21 protein-coding genes are annotated in these 26,255 nt (G+C 58.7%); 10 read left to right on the top strand and 11 right to left on the bottom strand.

Features of this window, described 5'->3' with window-relative positions; genetic code table 11:
* Positions 1–89: 89 nt before the first annotated feature.
* Positions 90–284, top strand: a complete 195-nt coding sequence (locus ACP7AJ_RS02885) for a cold-shock protein (protein WP_068189689.1) — start codon at positions 90–92, stop codon at positions 282–284.
* A 192-nt stretch (positions 285–476) separates the two neighbouring features.
* Here ACP7AJ_RS02885 and ACP7AJ_RS02880 read toward each other — a convergent pair whose 3' ends face one another.
* Positions 477–968 carry a gliding motility lipoprotein GldH gene (locus ACP7AJ_RS02880; RefSeq protein ID WP_426058673.1) on the bottom strand — a complete coding sequence of 164 codons (492 nt, stop codon included), beginning with the start codon at positions 966–968 and terminating at the stop codon, positions 477–479.
* A 124-nt stretch (positions 969–1,092) separates the two neighbouring features.
* Positions 1,093–2,853 carry a PSP1 domain-containing protein gene (locus tag ACP7AJ_RS02875; protein WP_426058672.1) on the bottom strand — a complete coding sequence of 587 codons (1,761 nt, stop codon included), beginning with the start codon at positions 2,851–2,853 and terminating at the stop codon, positions 1,093–1,095.
* Positions 2,854–3,239: 386 nt separating this feature from the next.
* Here ACP7AJ_RS02875 and ACP7AJ_RS02870 point away from each other — a divergent pair, with 386 nt between their 5' ends.
* Positions 3,240–4,058 (top strand): M57 family metalloprotease, encoded by an 819-nt coding sequence (locus ACP7AJ_RS02870; RefSeq protein ID WP_426058671.1) that lies wholly within the window; start codon positions 3,240–3,242, stop codon positions 4,056–4,058.
* A 462-nt stretch (positions 4,059–4,520) separates the two neighbouring features.
* Here the strand turns inward: ACP7AJ_RS02870 and ACP7AJ_RS02865 are convergent, their stop codons facing one another.
* The 3 genes from ACP7AJ_RS02865 to ACP7AJ_RS02855 all read right to left on the bottom strand — a co-directional run bounded on the left by ACP7AJ_RS02865 (position 4,521) and on the right by ACP7AJ_RS02855 (position 9,368).
* Positions 4,521–7,025: a S8 family serine peptidase gene (locus tag ACP7AJ_RS02865; protein ID WP_426058670.1), complete on the bottom strand. Its 2,505-nt coding sequence runs from the start codon at positions 7,023–7,025 to the stop codon at positions 4,521–4,523.
* 327 nt (positions 7,026–7,352) lie between these two features.
* Positions 7,353–8,519: a zinc-dependent alcohol dehydrogenase gene (locus tag ACP7AJ_RS02860; protein ID WP_426058669.1), complete on the bottom strand. Its 1,167-nt coding sequence runs from the start codon at positions 8,517–8,519 to the stop codon at positions 7,353–7,355.
* Between the two features lie 111 nt (positions 8,520–8,630).
* Positions 8,631–9,368: a hypothetical protein gene (locus ACP7AJ_RS02855; protein ID WP_426058668.1), complete on the bottom strand. Its 738-nt coding sequence runs from the start codon at positions 9,366–9,368 to the stop codon at positions 8,631–8,633.
* Between ACP7AJ_RS02855 and ACP7AJ_RS02850 the strand changes: the two genes are divergently transcribed.
* Positions 9,367–9,492: a hypothetical protein gene (locus ACP7AJ_RS02850; protein WP_426058667.1), complete on the top strand. Its 126-nt coding sequence runs from the start codon at positions 9,367–9,369 to the stop codon at positions 9,490–9,492. The genes ACP7AJ_RS02855 and ACP7AJ_RS02850 overlap by 2 nt on opposite strands.
* 63 nt (positions 9,493–9,555) lie before the next feature.
* Here ACP7AJ_RS02850 and ACP7AJ_RS02845 read toward each other — a convergent pair whose 3' ends face one another.
* The 4 genes from ACP7AJ_RS02845 to rsfS form a co-directional block, all read right to left on the bottom strand.
* On the bottom strand, positions 9,556–10,338 hold the full coding sequence (locus ACP7AJ_RS02845) for a UDP-2,3-diacylglucosamine diphosphatase (RefSeq protein ID WP_426058666.1): 783 nt from the start codon (positions 10,336–10,338) through the stop codon (positions 9,556–9,558).
* Positions 10,335–10,994, bottom strand: a complete 660-nt coding sequence (locus ACP7AJ_RS02840) for a LutC/YkgG family protein (RefSeq protein ID WP_426058665.1) — start codon at positions 10,992–10,994, stop codon at positions 10,335–10,337. The genes ACP7AJ_RS02845 and ACP7AJ_RS02840 overlap by 4 nt, the downstream gene beginning before the upstream one ends.
* 131 nt (positions 10,995–11,125) lie before the next feature.
* Positions 11,126–13,252, bottom strand: a complete 2,127-nt coding sequence (gene ftsH, locus ACP7AJ_RS02835; RefSeq protein WP_426058664.1) for an ATP-dependent zinc metalloprotease FtsH — start codon at positions 13,250–13,252, stop codon at positions 11,126–11,128.
* A 114-nt stretch (positions 13,253–13,366) separates the two neighbouring features.
* The gene (gene rsfS / locus ACP7AJ_RS02830; RefSeq protein ID WP_426058663.1) at positions 13,367–13,747 is read right to left on the bottom strand and encodes a ribosome silencing factor; all 381 of its coding nucleotides are present in this window, start codon (positions 13,745–13,747) and stop codon (positions 13,367–13,369) included.
* A 67-nt stretch (positions 13,748–13,814) separates the two neighbouring features.
* Here rsfS and ACP7AJ_RS02825 point away from each other — a divergent pair, with 67 nt between their 5' ends.
* The 6 genes from ACP7AJ_RS02825 to ACP7AJ_RS02800 all read left to right on the top strand — a co-directional run bounded on the left by ACP7AJ_RS02825 (position 13,815) and on the right by ACP7AJ_RS02800 (position 21,355).
* Positions 13,815–14,573 carry a biotin--[acetyl-CoA-carboxylase] ligase gene (locus ACP7AJ_RS02825; protein WP_426058662.1) on the top strand — a complete coding sequence of 253 codons (759 nt, stop codon included), beginning with the start codon at positions 13,815–13,817 and terminating at the stop codon, positions 14,571–14,573.
* 275 nt (positions 14,574–14,848) lie between these two features.
* Positions 14,849–15,229: a T9SS type A sorting domain-containing protein gene (locus tag ACP7AJ_RS02820; RefSeq protein ID WP_426058661.1), complete on the top strand. Its 381-nt coding sequence runs from the start codon at positions 14,849–14,851 to the stop codon at positions 15,227–15,229.
* A gap of 273 nt (positions 15,230–15,502) precedes the next feature.
* On the top strand, positions 15,503–18,514 hold the full coding sequence (locus tag ACP7AJ_RS02815; RefSeq protein WP_426058660.1) for a glycosyltransferase family 117 protein: 3,012 nt from the start codon (positions 15,503–15,505) through the stop codon (positions 18,512–18,514).
* A gap of 176 nt (positions 18,515–18,690) precedes the next feature.
* Positions 18,691–19,983 carry a GWxTD domain-containing protein gene (locus ACP7AJ_RS02810; RefSeq protein WP_426058659.1) on the top strand — a complete coding sequence of 431 codons (1,293 nt, stop codon included), beginning with the start codon at positions 18,691–18,693 and terminating at the stop codon, positions 19,981–19,983.
* Entirely contained in the window at positions 19,920–20,975 is a 1,056-nt protein-coding gene (gene rlmB / locus ACP7AJ_RS02805; protein WP_426058658.1) for a 23S rRNA (guanosine(2251)-2'-O)-methyltransferase RlmB, read from the top strand. Before ACP7AJ_RS02810 ends, rlmB begins: the two co-directional genes overlap by 64 nt.
* A 2-nt stretch (positions 20,976–20,977) precedes the next feature.
* Positions 20,978–21,355 (top strand): hypothetical protein, encoded by a 378-nt coding sequence (locus ACP7AJ_RS02800; protein ID WP_426058657.1) that lies wholly within the window; start codon positions 20,978–20,980, stop codon positions 21,353–21,355.
* Positions 21,356–21,452: 97 nt separating this feature from the next.
* On the opposite strand, the gene ACP7AJ_RS02795 is transcribed toward ACP7AJ_RS02800, so the two are convergent.
* Positions 21,453–22,535 (bottom strand): mannose-1-phosphate guanylyltransferase, encoded by a 1,083-nt coding sequence (locus tag ACP7AJ_RS02795; protein WP_426058656.1) that lies wholly within the window; start codon positions 22,533–22,535, stop codon positions 21,453–21,455.
* Between the two features lie 102 nt (positions 22,536–22,637).
* Complete coding sequence (locus ACP7AJ_RS02790; RefSeq protein ID WP_426058655.1) at positions 22,638–23,660, bottom strand: KpsF/GutQ family sugar-phosphate isomerase; 1,023 nt, start codon at positions 23,658–23,660, stop codon at positions 22,638–22,640.
* 322 nt (positions 23,661–23,982) lie between these two features.
* Here ACP7AJ_RS02790 and recQ point away from each other — a divergent pair, with 322 nt between their 5' ends.
* The gene (gene recQ / locus ACP7AJ_RS02785) at positions 23,983–26,187 is read left to right on the top strand and encodes a DNA helicase RecQ (protein WP_426058654.1); all 2,205 of its coding nucleotides are present in this window, start codon (positions 23,983–23,985) and stop codon (positions 26,185–26,187) included.
* The last annotated feature ends 68 nt before the right edge of the window (positions 26,188–26,255 follow it).

Below are 26,255 nucleotides of genomic sequence, written 5' to 3'. Positions count from 1 at the left end.
TTCTGCACTCTGCCCGCGCACCGCCAACCTGCGGCCAGCTGGGTGCGTTAGGCCAAGGCCATCTTCATTTTTACCCCCTCCAACCGCTTATGCTTACCGGCACCGTTAAGTTTTTCGACGACACCAAAGGCTTTGGCTTCATCGTCGCCGACGATAACCAAGAAGAAATATTCGTGCATCAGACCGGCCTCATCCATGAGATTCAGGAAGGCGACCGGGTTCAGTTCAACATCAAAGCAGGCAAGAAAGGGCCCAATGCCGTAGACGTTACCCGCCTGCAATAAGCAATTGGCATTCCGACCAGGCAGCGGACTTGTTCACAGCAACTCGCGGCATCCTGAGTAGAGACGAAGCACAACAAACAGACAAAAGCCGGCCACGCATTGCGCGGAGCCGGCTTTTGTCTGTTTACACTTGTTCCTACATCCTGCATTAAAACGTCATGCAGAATGTAGGAACACGCCGATTGATTGAAACTACTTTTTGTCTGTGTGCTTGGCGACCCGCACACCCATGGCCATGAGGCCCGGCAGCTGGTCTTGGCGCATGTACTGCTCCAGCGTCAGGGTATAGTTGCCGGGTTTGGCGAAGCGCTGGTTGGGCAGGGCCAGTAGCTGAATGTCGTAGATGTCGCCGGTGCCGCTGCCTTTTGGCTCGCCGGTTTTGGGGTCCAGCAGCAGCATCTGGTGCAGCAGGGGCTGCCCCACCCGGCCCGCGGGGCCCGCCAGGGTATGCTTCACGTAGAGGTTGTAGAACCCATAGGCCGAGGCGTGCCGCACGTTGAAATACACATCGTAGGTCGCGGCCGTGTCCTCGATGGCGAAGGTGAACGCCGGCTTTTGCTGCACGTCCCAGGAGTATTTCGGAAAATCAATGTTTTGCTCAAATACCTGGTTAGGGTCGCAGGCCGTGAGCATGCCCAATAGCCCGACGGCGGTGGTTAATCGAAGTGCAAAACGTTGGTACATCGCAAGTAAACAGGGTTGGTTAATCAACTGGCGGCGAAGTAATGCTACGCCGATGGCTTCCCATCGGCGGCATCACCTCGCCGCCAGCCAACTACTTGATTGGCATTTGAAAACACACCGGGGCCTACGCACCGGCAGGGGAAGGAGCCGGCGCTGGCAAGGCATTGCCCTCGCCAGCGGGCCCGCGGCCGCCGCGACGGTTGTTGCGGCTGCCGCGGCCTTCGCGGCGTTCGCCGCCTTCGGCACGTCGCTCCCCTGCGTCGCGGCGTGGGTGCGGCTCGCCACTGCCCTCAGCAGCGGGGCGTGGTGGGCCGCTGGGGGTATTGGCATCGGGACGGCGAGGCCCTTCCGGGCGGCGGGGGCGAGCCCCCGGAGCCGCGCCATCTTTCGGCTCGGGCCGGGGCTCGGTGCCTTCGTTGCGGGGGGCGTCGCTCCGGTTCCGGCCGCCGCGGCGGTTAAGGGGGCGAGCGGCGGCGCCCCGACGGCCGCGCTGCTCCGGCACGTCGCCTAGGGCGGGCACCGGGTTATCGATGTCGGCGGGGCCAGGGCTGGTCATTTGCTCGGGTGGGCGGGGGCCGCCAGGAGGGGCGCCCGCGGGGCGGCGGCCATCGCGGGGCATGCGGCCCTCCCGGGGCGGGCGCGCCTCCCGAGGCTCGTGCAGTTCGGTGCCGTTCTCGGTAACAGCACGTGGCTCGCGCGGTTCCCGTGGCTCGCGGCCTTCGCGTGGGGCGCGGGCCTCGACCACATCGCCTTCGCTGCGGTTTTTCTTGCGCTTGGAGCGCTTGCTGCTCGACTTGATTTTGTCATCCAGGCGGTCGAGCGAGCCCTCTACAATGGCCGATACTTCGGGCTCGGGAGCCTCCTCGCGGGGCGCCAGCAGGCTCTCAATTTTCTCGCCGCGCTTGTTCATCTCCAGCAGCTCGCGCACGCGGGACGTGTCGAGCATCACCCAGTTGTTGTCGCCTTTGAAGGCAAACCACATGCGGCGGCGGAAGATGTCGGTTTTTTGCAAAAAAGCTTCGCCCCGAGCCGTTTGCAACGGGCGCTGCACCTGCGGAATGTCCTTGAGCGCGTCGAGGTAGGCGTCGAGCTCGTAGTTGAGGCAACACTTGAGGCGGCCGCACTGGCCGGCCAGTTTCTGCGGGTTCAAACTCAGGTTTTGGTAGCGGGCGGCCGTGGTGCTCACGGTTTTGAAGTCCTGCAGCCAGGTCGAGCAGCACAGCTCACGGCCGCACACGCCGATGCCGCCGATGCGGCCAGCCTCCTGCCGCAAGGATATCTGACGCATCTCGACGCGCACCCGGAACTCGTCGGCCAAGCGCCGAATCAATTCCCGAAAGTCGACCCGGTCCTCGGCCGAGTAGTAGAACAGGGCACGGGTGCGGTCGGCCTGGTATTCCACGTCGCTCAGCTTCATGCGCAGGCGCAGCTCGCCCACCATGGCGCGGGCCCGGAACATGGTGCCATTCTCAAGGTCGCGCACGGCTTCCCAGCGCTCCACGTCGTCGGGCGTGGCAATGCGCAGGATGTTGCGAATTTCCTTGGAGTCGATGGGCACTTTCTTTTTGCGCATTTGCAGGCGCACCAGTTCGCCTTTCAGGCTCACGTGGCCGAGGTGCCAGCCGCTGCCGGCAGCATCTACTACCACAGCGTCGCCAGTCACGAGCGGCAGGCGCTCGGCGTTGCGCATAAACTCTTTACGGCCGCCCTTGAAGCGGACCTCTACGATATCAAACCCGGCAAAGGAATCCGGGACTTCTACGTCCTGTAACCAATCGAATACATTGAGGCGGTTGCAGCCTCCGGTGCTACAGCCCCCGTTGGATTTGCAGCCGCCCGGCTTGGTGCCGCAGCCCCCGCCGGAAGAACATGATGAACAAGCCACTAGCTAAAAAATATATAGTTGAGGGAAATAGGATTTCCACGAAAATTCAGTTCCTAGCAAAGATACGAAAATCGGCTAGGGCACTTCCGGCCCAATGAGGCCGCACGAAGTAAGGCATTTCAGCCTTGATGAAAAGAACAATAAGCAACTCTAAACAAAGGTTCCTTTTTAAGGGCATGGCACTTTGTGGAGAAACGTATAAGATTTTGGCAATCCTATATTATAAACATAATTATAAATGGCATTAGGGGCATAGAGACATAGATTTTGAAATTTTCTTAATGTTTCACAAAATAGCTATTGTTGATTACAATTATTCTCCTCTAATTGCGTCCCTCCTTCAACAATTTCCAAACTACCACCCCCAAACAACCCCCAACACCACTATGAAAATCAAAAATGTACTTTCTGCCGCCGCTCTATGCACCGTTTCGGCGTTAACACTTTTCTCCTGCTCTAAAGAGCAGGAAACGGTAGCTCCAGCTACCCAGGAAGCTATTGTTTCGCAGGCTGTAATCTCGCAAATTAAGGAAATGGGCCTTACCACCCAAGACATCAAGCGGGTTGACGGCGGCTACCTCGTTGAGGGCGACATTTTGATAACCGACGAAAACCTGGCCAACAAGCCGGATTACCAACTCCTGCGCGTAGGCGACCAGGAGCAGTACCGTACCAGCAACCTGGTAAGCGTAGGCTCGGGCCGCACGATTTCCATTCGCGTATCCACTTCGTTACCATCAGCTTATGTAACAGCCACCGACGAACTAATTCGTCGGTACAATGCACAAAGCCTGCTCATTCGCTTTACCCGGGTAACTTCAGGCGGCAACATTGTCTTCAACCCCGCACCCTCTGGCTCGGGCTACCTGGCTTCGGCTGGATTCCCCTCCAACGGCAACCCTTACTACCAAGTCCTGGTTAATTCCGGCGCCATCGGCACGGCTAACGCCAGCACCTACATTGCTACCATTCTGGCCCACGAAGTGGGTCACTGCATCGGCTTCCGCCACACCGACTATATGGACCGGAGCTACAGCTGCGGCGGCTCCTACGCCAACGAAGGAGCTGGCACCGTGGGCGCTATTCACATCCCCGGCACGCCTACGACGGCTAGCTCGGGCTCGTGGATGTTGGCTTGCATCGGCAGCGGCCAGAACCGCTACTTCACTTCAAGCGACGTAACGGCACTGAAATATGTGTACTAGCCGACGCGGTTGCTAGCGCAACCGATTGGTAACACAAGACCCCGGTCCAATAGCGTCGGGGTCTTTTTTTTACACAAGCAAACGACTCAGAACCTATACGAAAAATGCTTCTTCTGCAGAAAGGCAGTCATGCTGAGCAGCCACTTATTTTCAGACAGGCCCTTGATACCAGCCTGTGCCCTTCCTTTGGGCTCGCTTGTTCGTCGTGCTCGAAAGCAGCCGAACCGGTTATGAAAACCGGTGAGGTAATGCCGGGGATACTGGCTTGAATAAAAACAGTTGGACTTCACGCCCCGGGACGCCACGGCCGTAGAAGGCAACTTTTTTTTTTGCGCAAAGCAGATTTGGTTAACCCCACCCCGCTCATCTGACGCACCCGGCTTTCGGCGCGGATACCAAGCTGGCACGGCACGGGCACCCCAAAGTCCCGCCTCTGCCAGAGGTGGGACTTTGGGGTGCCCCCTACAAAAGCACAACACGACGAGTTGTGGTCGGGCCATCTTTGGTCTGCACCCGCAACAGATATACGCCCGGGCGCAGGCCATTGGTATCGAGGCTATTGACAGAGCCATTGGCGGTTCCGATGCGCTGGAAACGGCCCAGAGAATCGTAAAGCTTCATTATTATCTCATCCTGGCTTCCGGAAATTACGCTCAGGTTAGTGCCGGCATCGGCAGGGTTTGGGAAAACCAGCAAGTCGTCGGCACCCACGTAGTCCACCTCTTCCTCCTGGCTGAAAAATGCCTGCCCACTCGTGGTTTCTAACTGCACCCGGTAGTGGTAGCGGCTGGGCTCGGGGAGCTGGTCGGTCAGCAGCATGGCGAGCTGCGTGACCGGAGTGATGGTTTGCACGGCCTGATACCCGCCCGAGACCCGCCGCTCCAGCGTAACGGACTTCAACAGAAAGACGCTGCCCAGCTCCAGGTCGAACGCCACCGAATCGGTCACGAGTTGGCGCGGCCGAAACGAGCGGAAATAACACGCCGTGCCTTGGGTACTAAAATCGATGGTGCTGCCGGGATTTGCTACTTGGCCCTGCACCACCGGAGCCACGGCGTAGTGGCGGTTAGCCATTTGCGCCGGGCTGAGCAGCGCCGCCGTATCGGCGGTGAGCGCAAAGGGCTCGAGGGTAGTGGCTCCAAGCTGGTATACCTGGTATTGGCCCACGCCAGGCACCTGCGCCCATTGCAACAGGGTGCCGCCATCGGCACAGGTATAGCCCACTTGCAGGGCCGGTGCCTGTACCAGCGCAAAGGTGTCAGAAACAAAAGCACGGTTGCCGGCCACCAGGCGTAGCTGGGCCAAGGCCGTGGTATCGGGCGTGCCCCAGGCAAAGCGGTTCGGCACCAGTGGAACCGCGGCGTCGACCAAGCGCCACTGGGTTTGGCCGATTGGGCGATACTCGAGGCGGGCCATGGTAGCCGGGCCACTCCAGTACCAGCGCAACGTGCTGGCGGCACCGGGGCGGACGTTGCCCGTGTTTTGCGGGCTTACCCACTCCAGGTCAGGAGCATTCACTTCGTAGGCAAGGCTGAAGGATTGGGGCCCCTGGGTCACACCAAAGCCGCGTACGCGCAGCTCGTAGACACCGGCCGCGGGCACAGCCAGGGTTATCTGCTCGATGTTGTTGAGGTGGTCGGGCCGCCGGCGGGCGGGCAGAGCCAGGGAATCGGCGTGGGCGAAGGAGCTGAGCACCCACGGCCGCCAGCGTTGGCCCGTACTGCGCGACACCATCTCCAGGTCCAGGTCGTTGACGAGGGCACGGGCGGCATTAGCAGGTGCTTCGGGGTCGTTCCAAACCAGGGTGGCTTTGAGTTGCTGCTGGCCGAACGGCACAGTGAGGGTGAATACCTGCTCGGTGCCTTGCGCGGTGGTGCCGCTGAAAAACCGGCGGTCAAGCATGGTGCTGATGGCCCCCAGCGCATCCGCCTGCCCAAAGCCGCTCACATAATCCACTTCCGGGCGCCCCAGGTCGTTGGCGCTGTTGATGAGCACCGCTTTTACCAAGGCTGCGCTGGGTAGGGTGCCGCTGTTTTGGTCACGGTACGCTTGCTGCACAAGCAGGCTGAGGCCCGACACTAACGCTGCCGACTCAGAGGAGCCGGCCTCGCCGTAGGCTACCAGTTCGGGCTTTACGCGGCCGTCGTAGGCTGGGCCGCGCGAGCTGCGCGCGCCCACTAGCCCCGAGGGGTCGGTAGCGCCCACGGCCAGGGTGTTCTTCGACATTTTGAACTGCCCCGTGAGGTTGGCCACGCCTGCAACGCCCGCGTATGGCCCGGCAGCACTGGTCTGGGTGCCCGAGTTGCCGGACGAGAATACGTGCAGCAATGCGGGAAATTGCCGCACCTGCCGGTCGTATTCCTGGCTTTCTACGCCGTAATAATTCTCTATGGCTACCCCGTAAGAATGGTTTTGCACCGATACACCCGCCTGAGCAAGCTGCTGACCGTCATCGGGTAGCAGACGGGCAAAGTTGGAGCTGGCCAGGCGCACTCTCCGTGCCACGCCCCGGCCCTGCGGGTGGGAGTTGCCCGCGCCGGCTATGAGCGTGGCCATATCCGTAGCATGGTCTGATGCGGGGCCCGCAAGGGCACTAGGGTTCAGCACGCGCCCTTTAAAATCAATGTCGTTGGGGTTGAACTCCAACTCTTTCACCGAAACTGTGAGCCCCCGCCCGGTGAGCTCGGGGAAATGCGCCTGAGCTGCCCCGATGGCATTGACCGACAAATCGGAGTTGCTCAGTTGACGCTCGGGGTAGGCCTGCCGGTCGGCTACGTCGACAAACGCAACAAATGGACAGGCAGCCAACTGCGCCAGCATGTCCGTCCTGAGGCCTGCTACTGCCAAGGTGTGGGGTGAGGCGCTGGGCTGCGACACCCGTACGGTCCGCAAATGCTGCCCTGCCCATTGCCGAAACGCCGCCGGGTCCGTCACGCTCACGCGCACGGCTCGGGTATGCTGCTGCACGGCCGCAGCCTGCAGCGCCGGAGCCAACTTCCTAATGGGTGCAGGACGAAATGGAACTTGAGCGTGAAGTGCGCCGACGGCAACCAGGGCAAAAAACGTGGTAACTCCCCCGCTTTTTGCCCATGGCAGCCACCGCTTGAAAAAGCCCGTAGGCCCACACATTCTTAACCCCATGTACGCATGTTCTTCGGTAGAGAAATCAGCTCAGCGTGTCTTCTCTCAAAGATAACCCAGATATCATTTTAAATGGATAGAGCGTTGGTCTTAACAGCGAAGAAGGAACCTGCGTGGTGCAGGTTCCTTCTTTAGGTGGCTGCAAAACAGCTTTTACATACCCGGCTTTAGTACCACTTTGGTGCAGTTGTCCAGCTTGTCACGGAAAATCTTGTAGCCATGAGCGGCCTCGCTTAGCGGCAGGCGGTGCGAAATGATGTCGTCGAGCCGCACGTCGCCGTTGGCCACGTGTTTCAGCAGGCGGTCGATGTACTTATGGGCCGGAGCCTGACCGCCTTTCAGGGTGATGCCTTTGTCGAAGAACTGGTGGATGGGGAAGTTATCGAATGGCGAGGAATACACGCCCAGCACCGACACAAAGCCGCCGCGGCGCACGGCGCTCATGCAGGCTAGCAGCACTTTGTCGGAGCCCTTCTCCACATTGATAACAGCTTTGGCGCGGTCGAGCAGGTTGCGGTCGGGCTCGAAGCCCACGGCTTCCACGCACACGTCGGCGCCGTAGCCTCGGCTCATGCTCCGGATTTCGTCTACCACCTGCTTCTGGCTTTCCCACAGGATGCCTTCGGCATTGGCCGTTTCCCGAGCTTTGTCGAGGCGGTAAGCCTGTGTATCGACGATGATAACGCGGCTGGCGCCCCGCAACCAAGCCGACTTGGCTGCCATGATGCCCACCGGGCCCGCACCGAAGATGGCCACGACTTCGCCCCCCCGCACCCCGGCCCAGTCGATGCCGGTGTAGCCGGTGGGAAAAATATCGGTTAGGAACAGCACCCGCTCATCGGTCAGGCCATCGGGCACAATGCGGGGACCGAAGTCGGCGTAGGGCACGCGCACGTACTCGGCCTGGCCGCCGTCGTAGCCGCCATATAAGTCAGTGTAGCCAAACAAGGCGCCCCCTTTTTCAGTCATCAGGCCGCCTTCGGGACCATAGTGCTCGGGGTTGGAATTCTCGCAGTGCCCAGGCAATTCGTGGTTGCAAAACAGGCAATGCCCGCAGGCTACCGGGAAGGGCACCACCACACGGTCGCCGCGCTTGAGGTTGCCCACGCCCCGGCCCACTTCCTCCACAACGCCCATAAATTCGTGGCCCAGGGTCATGGGCCGGGGCTGCGGAATGCTGCCGTTGTAGATGTGCAAGTCAGACCCGCAAATGGCCGTGCTCGTTACGCGGATGATGGCGTCGCGGGCGTCTAGGATTTCGGGGTCATCGACATTGTCGACGCGGACATCTCGCATGCCGTGAATTCGTAGCGCTTTCATGGTAAAGTGGTTGAGGTTGAGGAGGAAGAACTTCCTCAAGCTAACGGCCCACTTTTTCAGAGGTTACCAGCACTCAGACCCGTCCTGCAATAAGCACGGCACTGCCTAAAGCTATTTCCACTGATACACTGCTACTCCCGTAGGCGTGAAAATATACGCCATGGACTCCCCTACCAGCACCTGCCGAACCTCCGCCGGATTAACGCCCGTAGGCAGGGCCATGCGACGTTCCGTGAGGTTGTAAAGGTGGAAAAAGTGAATGGAACCGCCGTCAAAATAATACAGCTCTTCACCACGGAAACCCACCATGTTCAATCCCACAAAAGGTAATTTCTTCTTGTAGTTCCCCAAGTTATCAAACACGTAAACGCCTGTCACGCGGTCTACCAAGTAAATATTGTTCTGGTAGTGCCGCAGAAACCGAAAGTCCGGCCGCGTGCGCCCAATAATCAGGTCTAGCGGCGTGTTTTTGACGAGACGCAAGTTATTGGGGTCGAACTCGCGGAGCACCAGGTTACTCTCGTCGAGCAGCCAGATACGGTTGTCGGGCGCCAGGGTGGCCGCCCGCACGGTGCCATCAAGAAAGTCGGCCAGGCGCACTTCCGTGATAAGCGCCAGAAACCGGTCGAGCAAGACCAGCTGCTGTCGGTCGTCGTTGAAAACCAGAATACTGGTCATGTTCCAAGCTTCGACCTGGGCCGCGTGGCCGGGCTGGGTGGGCGCGAAAGTATTCAGCGGCAAACCCTCGGGGCCGTACTGGCGAAGATTGTTATCGGCATCGGCCACGTAAAGCGTGCCGCGCCGGTCGAGCGATGCCGCGCCCGGGTTGCGCAGTTTGATGTGGCGCATGAGTTTCCAGGGAGCCACGCCCGCCGCAGAATCAACGGCCGGAGTTACTGCCTGCACCGGCGATACCACCACTTGGGACGCCGGTGCTACCGATGCCGCAGAAGGCGCCTTAACCTGGCTATGAGCCGTAGTACTGAGTAAGAACAGGGCCAAGAATAGCTGACCCACTGGCCCGCGTCTGCGGGTGCTACTTCTCAAAATGCTGCAGGGCCAGTTCTTTGCCATCATACACACCGTAGGAGCAATAATTGACCCATTCGCCCAGGTTGACGTAGCGGCTGCCTGGCCCCACGGCCACGTTGAGTGGCAGGTGGCGGTGGCCAAACACGTAATAGTCGTGGTGCGTGCCTGCTTCCACCTCGCGGCAGTACTGCAGCAGCCATTCTTCCTCGCCAAAATACTTCGCATCGGCCTCGCCGTTTTGCAGGCGGCTGTGTCGGCTCCACTTGTTGGCGATGCCAATGCCGAAGTTGGGATGCACCCAGCCAAACAGCCATTGCGCTACCGGCGAAGTAAACACCCGCTTCAGCAGCTTGTATTTATGGTCTTTTGGCCCCAGCCCATCGCCGTGTCCAATGTGAAACAGCTGGCTGCCGATGCGCTGCGACACCTCGTGGCGCAGCACTGGGATGCCCATTTCCTGCGTAAAGTAGCCGAACATCCACATGTCGTGGTTGCCGGTGAATATGGTGATGGGCAGGCCCCCATCGGTTAGCTCAGCCAGCTTGCCTTGCAGGCGGCTGAAGCCTCTCGGAATGGCGTGCTTATACTCAAACCAGAAATCGAAAATATCGCCCAGCAAGTAAATGGCCGCCGCATCCTGCGATACCTCATCGAGCCAGCGCACGATGCGCCGCTCCCGAGCCAACGACGACGCGGCATCGGGCGCGCCCAAGTGAAAATCGGAGGCAAAATACACCCGGTGGCCGGGCTCCAAGGCCAGGTCGGGCAACGTGCGGGGTGGCTTCATAAGGGCAGGTTTTCGGCGTCGTCTTCCAGCAGGAAAAGCGCCAAGCGGCGCGGGCCGTGAGCCCCAAGCACTAAGGTTTTTTCAATGTCGGCGGTGCGGCTGGGGCCGGTGGTGAGCGACACCATGGAGGGCATCTGGGTGCCAAAACGGGATTGCACCACGCGCAGGGCCTCCCCTATTTCGGCCACTACCTGGCTGGGTCGGGCCAACACCACATGCTGGTCGGGGTAAATGCTCAGGCGGCGCCCGCTGGCCGTGGCCGCCGACACCAGCACGCTGCCCGTGCGGGCCACCAGGGCCTCGCAACTGGTCAAACTTAAATCGGCTTGCTCGATGAACTCAGCTTCGTTGGCGCGAAAAGCGACGCCGGCGGCTTGTAGCAGGGCCTGCAGCTTAGGCTCCCATACATAGGGGGCGTCCACTTGCTGGCGCTTTCTAAAGCCGGCCAGCTGCACGGCGAGGTGTTTAAGCGACTCGCAGTAGTAAAACTCGCCGCCTACGCGCTGGAAACTTTCGGCGAAGGCTACCACCACATCGCTGTTATTCAGCGGCGGGTGCACCGGAGCAGTAAAATTGGGCCGGGGCGGCAGCGACGCGGGCTGCGCCAAGCTTTGGCGAATGCGGGCGAGCACGGCATCGCGAGAACTTTCTGCCATGGAGTAAAAATGAGCCGGGTTGAAGCTTCAAAGGTAACCGGCTTCCCAGAAGTGGAATCACTGGTACGAGAAGCCCACAAAAAAGCCAGCCCTTGCAGGCTGGCTTTTAATGATACTGAATAAGCTTAGCGCTACAATCCGGCTACAGCATTGCCGCTTGGCGCTGATGTTTCGTTGTTGCGGTCGTTGTTCTCCATACCGGGCAGGTTCAACTCGGGCAGGTCGTTGCCGAGCTTGCCACCAGCGGCTTGCTCGCCTTTTACTTCGCTGGCGGTTTCGCTGCGGTCGGTGCCGGCCATGTGAGCCTGGTAGTTGGTCTGGCTGTCAAAGGGACGCGGGCCCACAAGGCGGGTCAGGTCTTCCTGCTGCAGCACTTCTTTCTCCAGCAGTTCCTTTGCTACTACTTCCAGCTCGTGGCGCCGCTCAGTGAGCAACTCTTTGGTACGAACGTAGGCATTTTCGATGATGGTGCGAACTTCTTCGTCTATCATCTGCGAAGTGGCTTCAGAGTACGGCTTTGAGAAACCGAACTCGTTCTGGCCCTTTGAGTCGTAGAACGACACGTTTCCTAGCTTGGCGTTCATGCCGTACATCGTCACGATGGAATAAGCCATCTTAGTGATGCGCTCCAGGTCGCTCAGGGCGCCGGTGGAAATTTTACCAAACACCAGTTCCTCAGCGGCGCGGCCACCCAGGGCCATGCACATCTCGTCAATTAACTGCTCGGTGTTGTACAGGAACTGCTCTTTGGGCAGGTACTGCGCATAGCCCAAAGCGGCTACACCACGGGGCACGATGCTCACTTTCACCAAGGGGTCAACGTGCTCCAGGAACCAGCCCGCAATGGCGTGGCCGGCTTCGTGGTAAGCCACGATGCGCTTCTCGCCGGGCGAAATGATTTTGTTCTTCTTTTCCAAGCCCCCAATCACGCGGTCAATGGCGTCGGTGAAATCCTGGTCGGTAATCATCTTTTTGTCGCGGCGAGCGGCAATCAGCGCGGCCTCGTTGCAGACGTTGGCAATTTCAGCACCGGCAAAGCCCGGGGTTTGAGCCGACAGACGGCGAGCGTCCACATCGGGGCCCAGTGTCAGGGGCTTCAGGTGCACCTGGAAAATCTCGGTACGGCCGTTGATGTCCGGCTTGTCGATGCTGATTTGACGGTCGAAACGACCGGGACGCAGCAGAGCTGAGTCCAAAGTATCGGGTCGGTTGGTAGCAGCCAAGATGATAACACCGGAGTCGGTGCCGAAGCCGTCCATCTCTACCAGCAGGGAGTTCAGGGTGTTTTCGCGCTCGTCGTTGCCGCCGGGCGTGCTGCCTTTGCTGCGGCTGCGGCCCACGGCATCAATCTCGTCGATGAAAATGATGCAGGGAGCCTTGGCTTTGGCTTGCTTAAACAAGTCCCGTACCCGGGCCGCGCCCACACCTACGAACATTTCCACGAAGTCGGAACCCGACAGCGAGAAGAACGGCACGTCGGCCTCACCGGCTACGGCCTTCGCCAGCAATGTTTTACCAGTACCGGGAGGACCTACCAGCAGTGCGCCTTTCGGAATCTTACCGCCGAGGATGGTGAACTTGCTGGGGTTCTTGAGGAACTCTACAATCTCCTGCACTTCCTCTTTGGCTTCTTCGAGCCCAGCCACATCTTTGAAGGTAATTTTCACCTTATCGCCGCCTTCAAACAAAGCTGCGCGGCTCTTGCCGATGCTGAAAATCTGACCGCCGGGGCCATTTGCGCTGCCCATGCGGCGCATCAGGAACCAAAAGCCGACAATCATCAGGATAATGAAACCATAGGTACCAATGTAGTCGCCAGGGCTCTGTCGGGTGTCAATGTTCAGGGGCAGGCGTTGCTCCTGAGGCACATCTTTCTGCAGGTTGTTCAGGTTCTCCTGGAACAGTTTGGCGTCGACAACAGGGAAGTAGAACTGGGCACCGGTGCCTGCAGCGCCAAATGGCGTGCGACGTGTCAGCTCCTGCTTATATTCATTCTTGCGCAGGGCCTCGGGCTTGAGGCTCACCTCCACCATCTTTTCGTTGATGATGGTGATTTCGCGCACATCACCAGCCGTGAGCATTTGCTCGAAGCGCTGCTGGTTTATTTTGGCAGGCGAGTTGAGGTTATTCACCCACATCACACCAAACAAAAACACCAGCAGGCCGGCCAACACCCACAGCTGCACACCCGGCCGAGGATTGGGAGCCGGCATCAGGGGCTTCTTTTTCTTATTGTTATTGGGATTTTTATCCGACATGAAAATAGCTAGTTAAATCAGGTATAATTACAGTCAAAACACCGCGCCGAAAACAAATGTTCGGTTCGGTGCAAGACGTATTACCAGCGTATTTATTTTATCCGGCTTTCCGGATTAAGCCGGCTCAGCCTCAATGTAGCTGATGTCGGCATCGCCCCACAGCTCTTCGAGCGCGTAAAACTTGCGGCGGTCGCGTAGAAATACGTGCACCACCACGTCGACGTAGTCCAGCAGCACCCACTCACGGTTGGTGCGGCCTTCGGTCTGCCATGGGCTTTCGCCGGTTACTTTCTCGATTTCTTCTTCTACCGAACGGGCTACGGCATCCAGCTGCGTGTCCGAATTGGCCGAGCAGATGATGAAATAATCCGCCACGGCGTTTTTGAGTTCCTTCAAATTCAGCACCACGATGTCAGACGCTTTCTTGTCTTGCATCCCGCGAATTACCAAATCTGCCAATGTGTCTGAATCCTGACGGACCAACGTGCTTTTCATATTGTGTTATTAGGTTTGAGCTTTGCAGCTGAAAGTCTACGAAGTTAACGAAACGCGAAAGAAGGCCGTGGTTCTCACCCCTCAAACCTTATTCACGGGCCAGCAACTGATTTGGTTGCCGGTATGCGCCTCCACCAACACGGAGGCCCAAGGGCTGATTGTCCAAAACCGGGCCAGCGACGGCTGCACCGTAATTACGGACTTTCAGACCGCTGGCCGGGGCCAGCGCGGCAACCAGTGGGAGGCTGCCCCCGCCGAAAACCTCATGCTTTCGGTGGTGTGGCAGCCCACGTTTTTGGCCGCCGCCCAACAGTTCCGCCTGAGCCAAGCCGTGGCACTGGGTGTACACGACTGGGCTGCTTCCCTACTGGGTCCCGACCCCAAGTTAAAGCTAAAATGGCCAAATGACTTGTACTACGGAAACCAGAAGCTGGGTGGCATTCTCATTGAAAACAGCCTGAGCGGCACAAAGATTCAACACAGCATCATTGGTATTGGACTGAATATCAATCAGCAGACTTTCGCGGTGCCCACGGCTACCTCTATTGGGCAACTCACAGGCCGCCCCTACGCCCGCGAAATCGTGGCCGCTCGCCTGCTCGAGTGCCTGGAGCAGCGCTATCTGCAGCTGCGGGCCGGGCAAGTAGGCAAGCTGCGGCAAGAGTACCTGCGGGCACTGTACCGGTACCAGGAAACTCATTTTTTTTTAGTTGAAGGAAAACAAGTAAGCGGTCAGATTGTCGGGGTGGAAGACGATGGGCGTCTAGCCGTGGCTATTGGCCAGGAACTGCACCGGTTTGGGATGCAGGAAATCCGGCACTTTTAACAACCATTGCGGGCTTTCTGGTATCAGCCTGGTGTATTCGTTGTTTTCGATTGGGGCAAATAACTGCTGGGGAAATGTCAGCTGGGCCTTTGCGCACTTTTTTAGTGTGTGCTATGCAACTTTTTGCCCTTTTAATGGTCTATCAGGTTGACAATACAAGCTTTGCGGCGGCGGCGGGTTAAGCCCAAGCCAAATCGGCACGGTGCTTGTATTTTAATTGGTAGAGGCTGAGGCCTCCTTTCATTTTTACCATCCTGATTTTATTAGATTTTACTATGAGATTCTTTACTCAGTGCCTGTTGTTCATGCTGTTGCCCTTAGCAGTAGCGTTTGCGACGCCTGCCGCCGCCACGCAAGGCACTACTCCGACGGCGGCAACGCCCGACACACGCGCTTCCCTAACTGTGCTCAATGTGTACCCCAACCCCAGCCGGGGCCAAATAACGGTGCAGTTAAACCAAAAAGCCACCGGCGACTACAAGCTGCGCTTGAGCAATATCATCGGCCAGGAGCTGCGTACCATTGCCCTCAAACCGGAGCTCACCAGCGCGGGCCTGCCCGTTGATTTGAGCGACTTCCGTGCCGGCATGTATTTCTACAGCTTGCTCGTAGACGGCAAAGTGGTGACCACGAAGCGGCTGGTTCTGCAGAACTAATTGGAGCTCGTTCTGATTTAATGAATGAAAAGCAGCTTTTAGCTGCTTTTCGTGTTTGTGAGGTATCCGGGGCATTGTAATCTGCCGGTCTTAGGCATCAGCGGCATACCTGGTAGGCCAGCGCATAGATTTACTGGCTTGCCCACGGCCTGCACTTCGTGCTACTGCAACGCTGCAATGCCTACTTTTGACTTTTAACTGCTTTCCTAACTTTCGTTTCCCGACCCTCTGCCTGCTGTATTGGCCCATGGGGCCTATGCTCTTACCGATTCTATGCGTTCCTACAAAAGCCTGAATAACCTCGTTGGCTGGCTCGTTTTCGCCATTGCTGCCGTCACGTACCTGCTCACCCTGGAGCCCACTGCCTCGTTCTGGGACTGCGGCGAGTTCATAGCCTGCTCCTACAAGCTGCTGGTGCCCCACCCTCCTGGGGCGCCCACCTTCCTGCTTCTGGGCCGCCTGATGTCGCTGTTCTCGTTTGGCGACGTCACTAAGGTAGCGGTGCTCATCAATGCCCTGTCGGGCCTGAGCAGTGCGTTCACGGTCCTGTTTCTGTTCTGGATTATCACCCGCATGGCCCGCAAGCTGGTGCTACGCTATGATGCAGCGGCCAGTGCAGTCTCGGCCGAATACATCGAGCCCACCGGCGCCCAGACCCTGCTCATTATGAGCGCGGGCGTGGTAGGTGCGCTGGCCTTCGCCTTTTCCGATTCGTTCTGGTTCAATGCCGTAGAGGGCGAGGTATACGCCATGTCGGCCCTGTGCACGGCGGCCGTGGTTTGGATTATGCTGAAATGGGAAGCCCGAGCCCACGAGCCCGATTCCGACAAGTGGCTCATCCTCATTGCCTACGTTATTGGTCTGAGCATCGGGGTGCACTTGCTAAACCTGCTGACGCTGCCCGCCCTGGGCTTCATCTACTACTACCGCCGCACCGCCAACCCCACCACCAAAGGTGCCATTATCGTAATGGTGGTGAGCATGATAATCGTGGGCTCCATCATGGTGGGCATCATTCCCGGCCTGCCCACGCTGGCGGGCAGCTTTGAGGTATTCTTTGTGAATGCCTTGGGCCTGCCGTTCAACTCGGGCCTGATTATATTCCTGCTGCTGTTCATTGGCTTGATTTACTTTGGCTTCCGGCTTTCGTTCAAGCGCCGCAGCAAGCTGCTGAACACGGCCATGCTGTCCTTCGTGTTCATCATGATTGGGTACTCGAGCTACCTCATCGTACCCATTCGCAGTTCGTTTAAGCCCACCATCAACGAGAACGACCCCGAGGATGTCCTCTCCTTTGTGAGCTACCTCAAACGCGAGCAGTACGGCTCGCGGCCCCTGCTCTACGGCCCGCACCTGTTCTCGCAGCCCGACCACTACGAGGAAGGCGCCCCCCGCTACGCCCGCGACCAGAAAACCGGCACGTACAAGGAAATTCTGCCTCGTCAGCAACAGGCCGGCTACCCCGAAAGCGACAAGATGCTGCTGCCGCGCCTTTACAACTATGAGCCCGACCAGATTGCGCACTACAAGAAGTGGGTCGACATCCAGGACGGCGTGAAGCCCTCCATGGGCCAAAACCTCGGCTTCATGTTCCGCTACCAGATGGGGCACATGTTCTGGCGCTACTTCATGTGGAACTACGTGGGGCGCGAGTCCGACATTCAGCAGGCGGGCGTTGCCGGCCCATTTAGCCCTAGTGCGTCCTCTTTGCCCGCTCGCATTGGCGAGAGCCCGGCACATAACAACTTCCTGGCCCTGCCCCTCATTCTGGGCCTTGTGGGCCTGTTTTTCCAGAGCCGCCGCAACGGCAAAGATGCCTGGGTAACGGGCCTACTGTTCCTCATGACCGGCCTGGCCATTGTGTTCTACCTCAACCAGCCGCCACGCGAGCCGCGCGAGCGTGACTACACCTTCACCGGGGCCACGTTTGCCTTTGCCATCTGGATAGGCTTGGGCGTGCTGGGCCTGGCCGAGCTTTTTGGCAAGGTGGTGAAAGCCGACGGCCTGCGCGCCGGCCTGGCATTGGCAGCAGGCCTGCTCGTTCCCGGCATCATGGTAGCCCAGGGCTGGGACGACCACGACCGCTCCAACCGCTACAACTCGGTGGATTCGGCCAAGAACCTGCTCAACAGCTGCGCCCCGAACGCCATTCTGTTCACCAACGGCGACAACGACACCTTCCCCCTCTGGTACGCCCAGGAAGTGGAGGGCGTGCGCACCGACGTGCGCGTGGCCGTGCTCAGCTACCTGAACACCGACTGGTACATTGCCCAGATGAAGCGCCGCTCTTACCTGTCGCAGCCTTTTCCTATCAGCATGAGCGAAGACCGATATGCGCAGGGCACCAACGACATGCTGCCCTTCGCAGCCAACCCCTCGGTGCAGAGCGTGAACCTGAAAGAATTTATCCAGCTGGTGCAGGACAACAACCCCCTGCTGCAAGTGCAGTACCAGGAAGGCGGACCGGGCATGATGTCGTTTCCGACCCCCAACTTCTACCTGCCTGTTGACACGGCCGCTGTGAAAAAGCTCGGCATCATTCCCAAAGAGCGGGAGAAGCAGCTCGTGTCGCGCATGGAGTGGAGCATGGGCAAGCGCGCCATCGAGAAGAAAAACCTGGTAATTCTGGACATGATTGCGACCAACAACTGGGAGCGGCCTATCTACTTCAGCAGCACCGTGGCCCCGAGCGACTACATGAACCTGCAGCCCTACTTCCAGCTCGAGGGCATGGCTTACCGCCTGCTCCCGCTGAAGGACCCGAACTACGACCCGCGCAGCGGCGACGAAGGCTACGTAGAAAAAGACATTACCTACCAGCACTTGCTGAAGGACTTCCAGTACCGCGGCCTGCAGAACCCCAACATTTTCTACGACGAAAACCACCTGCGCTTCCCGGCCAACTACCGCGACAAATTTGCTCGCTTGGCCTCGGCCTACCTTTCCGAGGGCAACGTGGCCAAAGCCAAGGAAGTAGCCAACAAGTGCCTGGAGCTGATGCCCGACAACACCATTCCCTACGACTACTACTCGCCGCAGCTGGTGCCCGCTCTGGTAGCTGGGGGCGACAAGAAAAAGGCGGATGAGCTGCTCGACACCATGACCCGCCGCTCGGAACAAATGCTGGCTTACTACTCCACCCGGCCCGATGGCAGTCTCTTCGAGGACGACCAGCGCGGCTACCTGCTCAGCCTGCAGAGCGTGTATCGTGCCGCCGAGCTTAGTGGCGACAAGGCTCGTAGCGAAAAGGCCGTTGGCCTAATGAATCAGTACTACCCGCGCTAAATTCTGCGGTTGGTACTATGCTGAAAAGGCCGGTTCGCGCAGTGCGGGCCGGCCTTTTTTCGGAACAAATGCACGCGTTGACACACCCGCTGCTGGTAACTTTCGTTTGAAATCAATAGGGCGTGCCTCCCAAAAGATGAACCCCTTTGGATACCTGCCCACAAACGACTATGGCGATGAGACGACTTATTGGGTTCGGGGCCATGAGCTGCCTGGTGCTGGCTACCATGGCAGCGCGGGAAGCATACGTTCCTCAAGCGGCCCGGCCTGATTACGCCGGGCTTTATCGGGAGGGGCCGCGGCTGGAGGTCGACACCCGCCGCGAGGGCGACAGCTTGCGCGTTTATCTGCGTTTGCCTGCGCCCGCCCGCCTGGGCCCCGGCCACCCATTGCATGTGGTGGCTTGGCCCAGCTACGAAGCCAAGCAGCCCTTGTGGCAGGACAGCATACCGCGGCGCCAGCAGCGCCCCCGCCCCGAAGCCGATGGGGTGCGCCTGAGCTTTTGTTTGGCTGCAGCCCGCGTGCCTGCGGGCACGGTGCTCCAGTTTCACACCGGGCCCATTGATGCCAAAGACGATTACCAGGAACCCACTACCACCGCTTGGTTGCGCCTGACCGAGGCCCACCTGTCCCGCCCCTTCGTCCTAACGGATTCAGTAGGTCAGCCCCTGATGCGGCGCTACGTGCAGGCCGGCGAAACCTTTGGCGTAGATAGCTACGGCCTCTACCAGCCTGTGCGTTGGGCGCGCTACGCCGTGAATCCGATTGCGGCACTCCCGCCCATGACCAACCCTTCGGCTATGCCGGCTGGGCCGCGGGTGCTGCCGATTCTGGATTCGGCTACCACCCGGCCCGGCGAGCCGTTGCGCTTTGGCGAGGCCGGCCTGTATGCACTACGGGTGGGAGGAAACGGCGGAACCGCTTCACGCACGCTAGCTGTAATGATAGCTGAAAATAAGTACCCGGCTCTCACTACAGCCGCCGAGCTGATTGAACCCTTGCGCTACCTCACCACCAGCCAGGAGCGCAAGCGCCTCACCGATGCGCCCGAGCCCAAGCGGGCCGTGGATAGATTCTGGCTCAACATTGCCCAGGGCAACCAAGCCTTGGGCAAGGACCTCATCCGACGCTACTACGGACGTGTAACAGCCGCCAACCATCTTTTTGCTGCTCACAAAGCCGGCTGGCTCACCGACAGGGGCCTGCTGTATATTGTGCTAGGAGCCCCGCCTAGCGTCCGACGCCTGTATAATGGCGAAGAGCGTTGGTTTTATCCGGAAGGTAGCCAGAACGGCGGTCCCATCACCTACACCTTCCGCCCGCGACCGAGTACCTTTGCACCTGATTACTACGAATTGGTGCGCCGACCTGAGTACGAACTGCTCTGGTATGCCGCCGTTGAAAAATGGAGAACCCCACCGACCGCCCTGACCGGCCCGAACGTCCCGACCGCCCCGCGCGCCCGGTAGCTGGCCGCCGCTTCTACGACGGCGCCAACCGTCCCGTCACCCCCAAGCAGTTCCGCCCCGACCGCGGTGGCAGCGAATTTGACGACCGCCCTGCCCGCCCCCGGGGCCGCGGCGGCAGCGACAACCGCGACGAAGCCGCCGGCGACCGCACCGGTCGCTCCGACCGTGGCGAATCGCGCCCGCCCTATCGCGAGCGCAGCGACTCAGCCGACCGGCCCCGCTACGAAAACCGCCCCGCCGCCGACCGCAGCATCGACATGCTGTTTGGCCTGCGCCCCATCCTGGAGGCGCTGAGCGCGGGCCGCACACTGGAGAAAATTTTCCTGCTGCGCGGCACCAAGAACAGCCTTGTTTCTGATATTTCGACCGCTGCCCGCGCCGCCGGCATCCCGGTGCAGGTGGTGCCCGGCGAAAAGCTCGACGGCCTTACCCGCAAAAACCACCAGGGCGCAGTAGCCTTCGTTTCGCCTATCGACTATGCCCCACTCGACGGCATCGTGTCCGGTTTGTTTGAGGAAGGAAAAGTGCCCTTCCTGCTGCTGCTCGACCGCATTACCGACGTGCGCAATTTCGGCGCCATTGCCCGCACCGCCGAGTGCCTGGGCGTGCAAGCCATTGTGGTTCCCGGCCGCGGCGCCGCCCAAATCAACGGCGACGCTCTGAAAACTTCGGCCGGTGCGTTGAACATCTTACCAGTTTGCCGCGAGAACAACCTGCAGGAAACCATCAAGTTTCTGCAGCAGTCGGGCGTGACTGTGGTGGCCTGTACCGAAAAAGCCGACGAAGCCGTTGGCGCTACCGAAGTCGACTTTACTGGCCCGGTGGCCGTGCTCATGGGCTCGGAGGAAGACGGCATTTCTCCGGAACTGCTACGCTTGGCCGATGTGAAGCTGAAGGTGCCCATGGCTGGCCAAATTCAGTCGCTGAATGTGAGCGTGGCCGCGGGCATTATGCTGTTTGAGGTGGCGCGCCAGCGGGTAGCAAATAGCTAATTGTGTCAAGCAATGGAGAGCATACACGCGGTGAAAACAAAGCGCAACCTTGGGCGTCCATCGCTGCTTTCTACCAAGACCTCACCAGCTATGGTTGGGGGCACGAGATGCTAGCCCTAACGCAACACATTATTTCGTCAGGCGCGGCAGAGCGACTGTTTGCCTATACTTCACATGCTACCTTAAAAATAAGCATTTACGCATCAAGAGTTGGAAGTACAGAGGAGCTAACCATTGATTTTGACCAGAAGAAGAAATCATTTTGCTTTCGGTACTATGCCCGTCCGATAATTTATGAGCAGCCTGAGTTTTATCGAGAATACACTCCTGAAATAGTTGCTGAAAAATTCGACCAATTTCTTCGCTGGATTCGCTGGTAAAATTCAATAAAAAAGCCCGCTTTAAAGCGGGCTTTTTTGTACCGTATTGCCAGGCTTCCCTCTTTATGGGAGAAGGGCCGGGTGTGGTTATCGCAAATTAGTTATACCCCACTCCCTTTCTAGCCTTTACATCAGCCACGAATTCCTTTACCCGTTGCTCTTCGCTGCGCTTGCAAATCAGCAGCACGTTGTCATACTCGGCTACGATGTAGTCTTCTAGGCCCTGTACTACTACCAAGCGCTCGGAGGGGGTTTTTATGACGCAGCCCGTGGTGTCGTATAGCAGCACGTCGCCGCTTACCACGTTATTGTGCTCGTCTTGCTGGCCGATGCGGTGAAGCGAATCCCATGTGCCCACATCGCTCCAGCCAAAATCAGCGGGCAGAACGTACACGTTATCGGCTTTTTCCATCACCCCGTAGTCGATGCTGATGTTGCGGCACCGCGAATACGCCTGGCTGATGAAGTTTTCTTCCTGCGGTGTGCCGAGTTTGTCGGCGCCTTCTTCAAAGACCTCGGCAATGTCGCCGAGGTACTGATGAAACGCTCCGATGATGACATCGGCCCGCCACACGAACAGGCCGGAATTCCAGAGGAAATCACCGCTTTCCACAAACATGCGGGCCAGTTCCAGATTGGGCTTCTCGGTGAAAGTTTTCACCTTGTGCAGCTGGCCACCGGGCAACGACTGCTCGTCCATGTACTGTATGTAGCCGTAGCCCGTATCGGGCCGCGAGGGCTGAATGCCAAGCGTGATGAGCACGTCGTTGGTGCGGGCCGCTTCCACGGCCACGCTCATCAGCCGGCGGAACTCCTCTTCGCGCAGCACGGCGTGGTCGGCCGGGGTGACGATGATGATGGCCTTGGGGTCGCGTTGGGCAATACGGTAGCTGGCATAGGCAATGCAAGGCGCCGTGTTGCGGCCAATAGGCTCGCCGAGAATCTGGTCGGCGGGCAAAGCAGGCAGGTGTTCCTGCACCAGTTCGGTATAGCCACGGTTGGTAACCACAAACACGTTTTCGGGTGGGCACACACCGGCAAAACGGTCCACGGTAACCTGGAGCATGGAGCGGCCAACACCCAGCACGTCATGGAACTGCTTGGGGTGGTTGGTGCGGCTAAAGGGCCAGAACCGGCTGCCAATGCCGCCGGCCATAACGATGAGATAAGTAGAATTCATTGGAACAAAGGTATCGTATATGCCAACTATTTGTTGGTGAGCTATTAAGTAGATGGCCACGAAATTGTGTCGGTTTGGCGAAACGCCAACCGAAGGCTGGCGTTATACCAACCCTTCGCGGAGCAAATCGTGCAGGTGGATGAAGCCAGCAAACTGTCCTTGCTCCGTCACGACCAGCTGCGTGATGTTGCGCTGCTGCATACGGACCAGGGCTTCGGCGGCAAAGTCATCAACTTCGATAGTAGCGGGGCGGGGCGTGAGGATGTCGCGCGCCTGCAGGCTTTCTAAATCGGAGAAGCTGCCGAGCATGCGGCGCAGGTCGCCATCGGTAATGATGCCGGCCAGGGCGCCTGCGGCGTCGAGCACAGCGGTGGCGCCGAGGCGCTTACCCGATATTTCGAGCAGCACCTCTTTGAGCGGGGCGTCTACCAGAACCTGGGGGCGCTGGTTTTGGCGGCTCAAGTCGCCCACTTTCAGATAGAGGCGCTTGCCGAGGGTGCCACCAGGGTGCAGGCGGGCAAAGTCAGCGGCGGTAAACTTGCGGCTTTCCAGCAGGCACACGGCCAGGGCGTCGCCCAGGGCCAAGGCGGCGGTAGTGCTGGTAGTTGGGGCCAGGTTGTTGGGGCAGGCCTCTTTGTGCACGGGGGCGTGCAGAATGTAATTGGCCTGCTGGCCCAGGTAAGAGTCAGCGTTGCTAACCAGAGCAGCCAACGGCACGCCTTTGCGGCGCAGCAGCGGCACTAGCACTTTGATTTCGGGCGTGTCGCCGCTCTTGCTGATGGCCACTACAAAATCCTCCGGCTGAATCATGCCCAGGTCGCCGTGAATGGCATCGGCGGCGTGCATGAATAGGGCGGGCGTGCCGGTGCTGTTGAGCGTGGCGACGATTTTGCCCGCCACATGCGCACTCTTGCCAATGCCTGTGACCACTACCCGGCCTTTAAGCTGAAGGATGGCTTGCACGCAATTCTCAAAATCGGGAGTTGCTCCCAAGGCATTGGCCACATCGTGCAGGGCAGCGGCCTCCTCGTGAAGTACCTGACGGGCGATGGCCAGCACATCAGTAGCCGCCGATGCCTCGGCGGCAGCGGCAGGCGGATTAGCAGAATGGGTGGAAGCAAGCATGAGCGGAGCAGGTGGGTTGCCACAAAATTGGGGCATAGAAGTTAAGCCGGGCGCGGAGCTAACTCATAAAAGCCGGCCAAACCATTGCCTTTAAGTAAGAGCGGAGGGACAGCCTATTTAATGGCTGTCCTCTATGTTGAATCCTAATTTAATGGTTCATTCAGTGCTGGTTACTAAAACACGAGAATGCAGGGGCTTTTATATGATTTAATTGTTTTCCACAATTCACGAAAAACACCATTTTTTACGCTGAAAAAGTAGGCTCGTGCTTATCTTCGTAATGAACCGTGCGTCCGTACGTATATCATCTGAGCTCCCGCCCATGCCATCTGCTGCCCTACAAGAAGCCCCAACCCTCGTTGCCGACCTAAAACACACACTAAAAGAAGTATTTGGCTACGGCCAATTTCGAGGAACGCAGGAGGCTGTAATTCAAAACGTACTGGCAGGCCATAATACTTTTGTCATAATGCCGACCGGGGCAGGCAAAAGTTTGTGCTACCAGCTGCCGGCCCTCGTGGTGCCGGGCACAGCCATTGTCATTTCGCCCCTCATCGCTCTGATGAAAAACCAGGTCGACCAGTTGGGCGCCTTTGGGGTAAATGCCCAGGTATACAATTCGACGCTGACCAAAACGGAGATGAACCGGGTGAAGAAAGACGTCATGAGCGGCGACGTCCGCCTGCTGTACGTAGCCCCGGAAAGTCTTACTAAGGACGACACCATTGAGTTCCTGCTGAAGTCAACCATTAGCTTCGTGGCGATTGACGAGGCCCACTGCATTTCGGAGTGGGGCCACGACTTCCGGCCCGAGTACCGCAAGATTCGCGGCATCATTGATAACCTGGGCGGTAATGTGCCCATTATTGCTCTCACGGCCACGGCCACGCCCAAAGTGCAGCTGGACATCCAGAAGAACCTGCAGATGGACGACGCCTCGGTGTTTAAAACCAGCTTCAACCGCACCAACCTTTACTACGAGGTGCGCGCCAAGCACAACACCAAAAAGCAGCTGATTCAGTACGTGAAGCAGCACAAGGGCAAGGCCGGCATCATCTACTGCCTGAGCCGCAAGAAAGTGGAAGAAATAGCCGAGCTGCTGCGCGTGAACGACGTGCGCGCCCGGCCTTATCACGCCGGCCTCGACCAGCAGGTGCGCATCGACAACCAGGACGCATTCCTGAATGAAGAGTGCGATGTGATTGTGGCTACCATCGCCTTCGGTATGGGCATCGACAAGCCCGACGTGCGCTTTGTGGTGCACTACGACGCGCCCAAGAGCATCGAGGGCTATTACCAGGAAACCGGCCGCGGCGGCCGCGACGGCCTAGAAGGCAACTGCCTGATGTTCTATAGCTACGACGACATCCTGAAGCTAGAGAAGTTTAGTAAAGACAAGCCAGTGACCGAGCGCGACAACGCCCACCAGCTGCTGGCTGAGATGACGAACTATGCCGAGTCGTCGGTGTGCCGGCGCCGGCAGCTGCTGCACTACTTCGGTGAGGTGCTGGAGAAGGACTGTGGCTTCTGCGACAACTGCAAGCACCCCAAGGAGCGGTTTGAGGGCGAAGAGGCCGTGGGCCTGGCCCTGCGCGCCGTGGTGCAAACCGAAGCCCGCTTCAACCTCACCCACATTGGGCAGGTGCTACTGGGTCTGAGCAACCCGCACATTGAGAGCTACGCCCACAACGCGCTACCGGTGTACGGGCAAGGTAAAGCACTGGGCGATGCGCAGTTCTGGCACTCGGTGCTGCGTCAGTGCCTGCTGAACGGCTTCTTAGAGAAGGACATCGACAGCATCGGACTGGTACGCATCAACGACAAGGGCATCGATTTCATCGAGAACCCGCGCCCCATCACCCTCACCAAGGACCACAATTTTGACGCCGAGCAGAAGGCCGACGAGGAAAAGGAGGAAGTGCAGCAGGCCGCTGGGCACGACGAAGCTCTGTTCGTGCAGCTCAAGGAACTGCGCAAGCAGGTAGCTAAGCAGAAGAACCTGCCGCCCTACGTCCTTTTCCAGGACCCGAGCCTTAAGGAGATGGCCACCACCTACCCTACATCGCTGCACGACCTGACGCACGTGTCAGGCGTCGGCCAGGGCAAAGCCCAGAAGTTTGGTGCGCCATTCGTGGCCGCTATCAAAAAGTATGTGGAAGACAACGACATTGAAACCGCGGAAGACGTGGTAGTGAAGTCGGCCGTGAACCGCTCGAAGATTAAGATTTACATCATCCAGCAAATCGACAAGAAGATGATGCTGGAAGACATTGCCTCATCCAAGGGCATCGGCATGGGCGAGTTGATGGAGGAGATTGAGCACATCTGCTACTCCGGCACCCGCCTCAACATCGGCTACTACCTCAACGAGATGGTAGAGGAAGACCGGCAGGAAGAAATCTACGACTATTTCATGACGGCTACTACCGACAATATTGCGGTGGCTATGAAAGAGATGGGCGATGACTACACGGAGGAAGAGCTGCGGCTGGTGCGAATCAAGTTCCTTAGCGAAGTGGCCAACTAGGACCGCAGATTTGATGAACTTTGACGGCAAAGCGTGCGCGCCGAACGAAAAGTTGGATTGTCTAGGTT

The organism is Hymenobacter sp. B1770 (assembly GCF_049896385.1).
GTDB lineage: Bacteria > Bacteroidota > Bacteroidia > Cytophagales > Hymenobacteraceae > Hymenobacter.
The sequence above is the reverse complement of the archived record's forward strand: the minus strand, read 5'-3'. Positions and strand labels throughout refer to the sequence as shown.

Coding starts and splice junctions, on each gene's coding strand:
- rlmB (WP_426058658.1), top strand. CDS start 19,920: ATGGAGAACCCCACCGACCGCCCTGACCGGCCCGAACGTCCCGACCGC.
- ACP7AJ_RS02795 (WP_426058656.1), bottom strand. CDS start 22,535: ATGAATTCTACTTATCTCATCGTTATGGCCGGCGGCATTGGCAGCCGG.
- recQ (WP_426058654.1), top strand. CDS start 23,983: ATGCCATCTGCTGCCCTACAAGAAGCCCCAACCCTCGTTGCCGACCTA.
- ACP7AJ_RS02885 (WP_068189689.1), top strand. CDS start 90: ATGCTTACCGGCACCGTTAAGTTTTTCGACGACACCAAAGGCTTTGGC.
- ACP7AJ_RS02870 (WP_426058671.1), top strand. CDS start 3,240: ATGAAAATCAAAAATGTACTTTCTGCCGCCGCTCTATGCACCGTTTCG.
- ACP7AJ_RS02850 (WP_426058667.1), top strand. CDS start 9,367: ATGAGTTTCCAGGGAGCCACGCCCGCCGCAGAATCAACGGCCGGAGTT.
- ACP7AJ_RS02880 (WP_426058673.1), bottom strand. CDS start 968: ATGTACCAACGTTTTGCACTTCGATTAACCACCGCCGTCGGGCTATTG.
- ACP7AJ_RS02855 (WP_426058668.1), bottom strand. CDS start 9,368: ATGCGCCACATCAAACTGCGCAACCCGGGCGCGGCATCGCTCGACCGG.
- ACP7AJ_RS02810 (WP_426058659.1), top strand. CDS start 18,691: ATGAGACGACTTATTGGGTTCGGGGCCATGAGCTGCCTGGTGCTGGCT.
- ftsH (WP_426058664.1), bottom strand. CDS start 13,252: ATGTCGGATAAAAATCCCAATAACAATAAGAAAAAGAAGCCCCTGATG.
- ACP7AJ_RS02845 (WP_426058666.1), bottom strand. CDS start 10,338: ATGAAGCCACCCCGCACGTTGCCCGACCTGGCCTTGGAGCCCGGCCAC.
- rsfS (WP_426058663.1), bottom strand. CDS start 13,747: ATGAAAAGCACGTTGGTCCGTCAGGATTCAGACACATTGGCAGATTTG.
- ACP7AJ_RS02860 (WP_426058669.1), bottom strand. CDS start 8,519: ATGAAAGCGCTACGAATTCACGGCATGCGAGATGTCCGCGTCGACAAT.
- ACP7AJ_RS02820 (WP_426058661.1), top strand. CDS start 14,849: ATGAGATTCTTTACTCAGTGCCTGTTGTTCATGCTGTTGCCCTTAGCA.
- ACP7AJ_RS02815 (WP_426058660.1), top strand. CDS start 15,503: ATGCGTTCCTACAAAAGCCTGAATAACCTCGTTGGCTGGCTCGTTTTC.
- ACP7AJ_RS02840 (WP_426058665.1), bottom strand. CDS start 10,994: ATGGCAGAAAGTTCTCGCGATGCCGTGCTCGCCCGCATTCGCCAAAGC.
- ACP7AJ_RS02790 (WP_426058655.1), bottom strand. CDS start 23,660: ATGCTTGCTTCCACCCATTCTGCTAATCCGCCTGCCGCTGCCGCCGAG.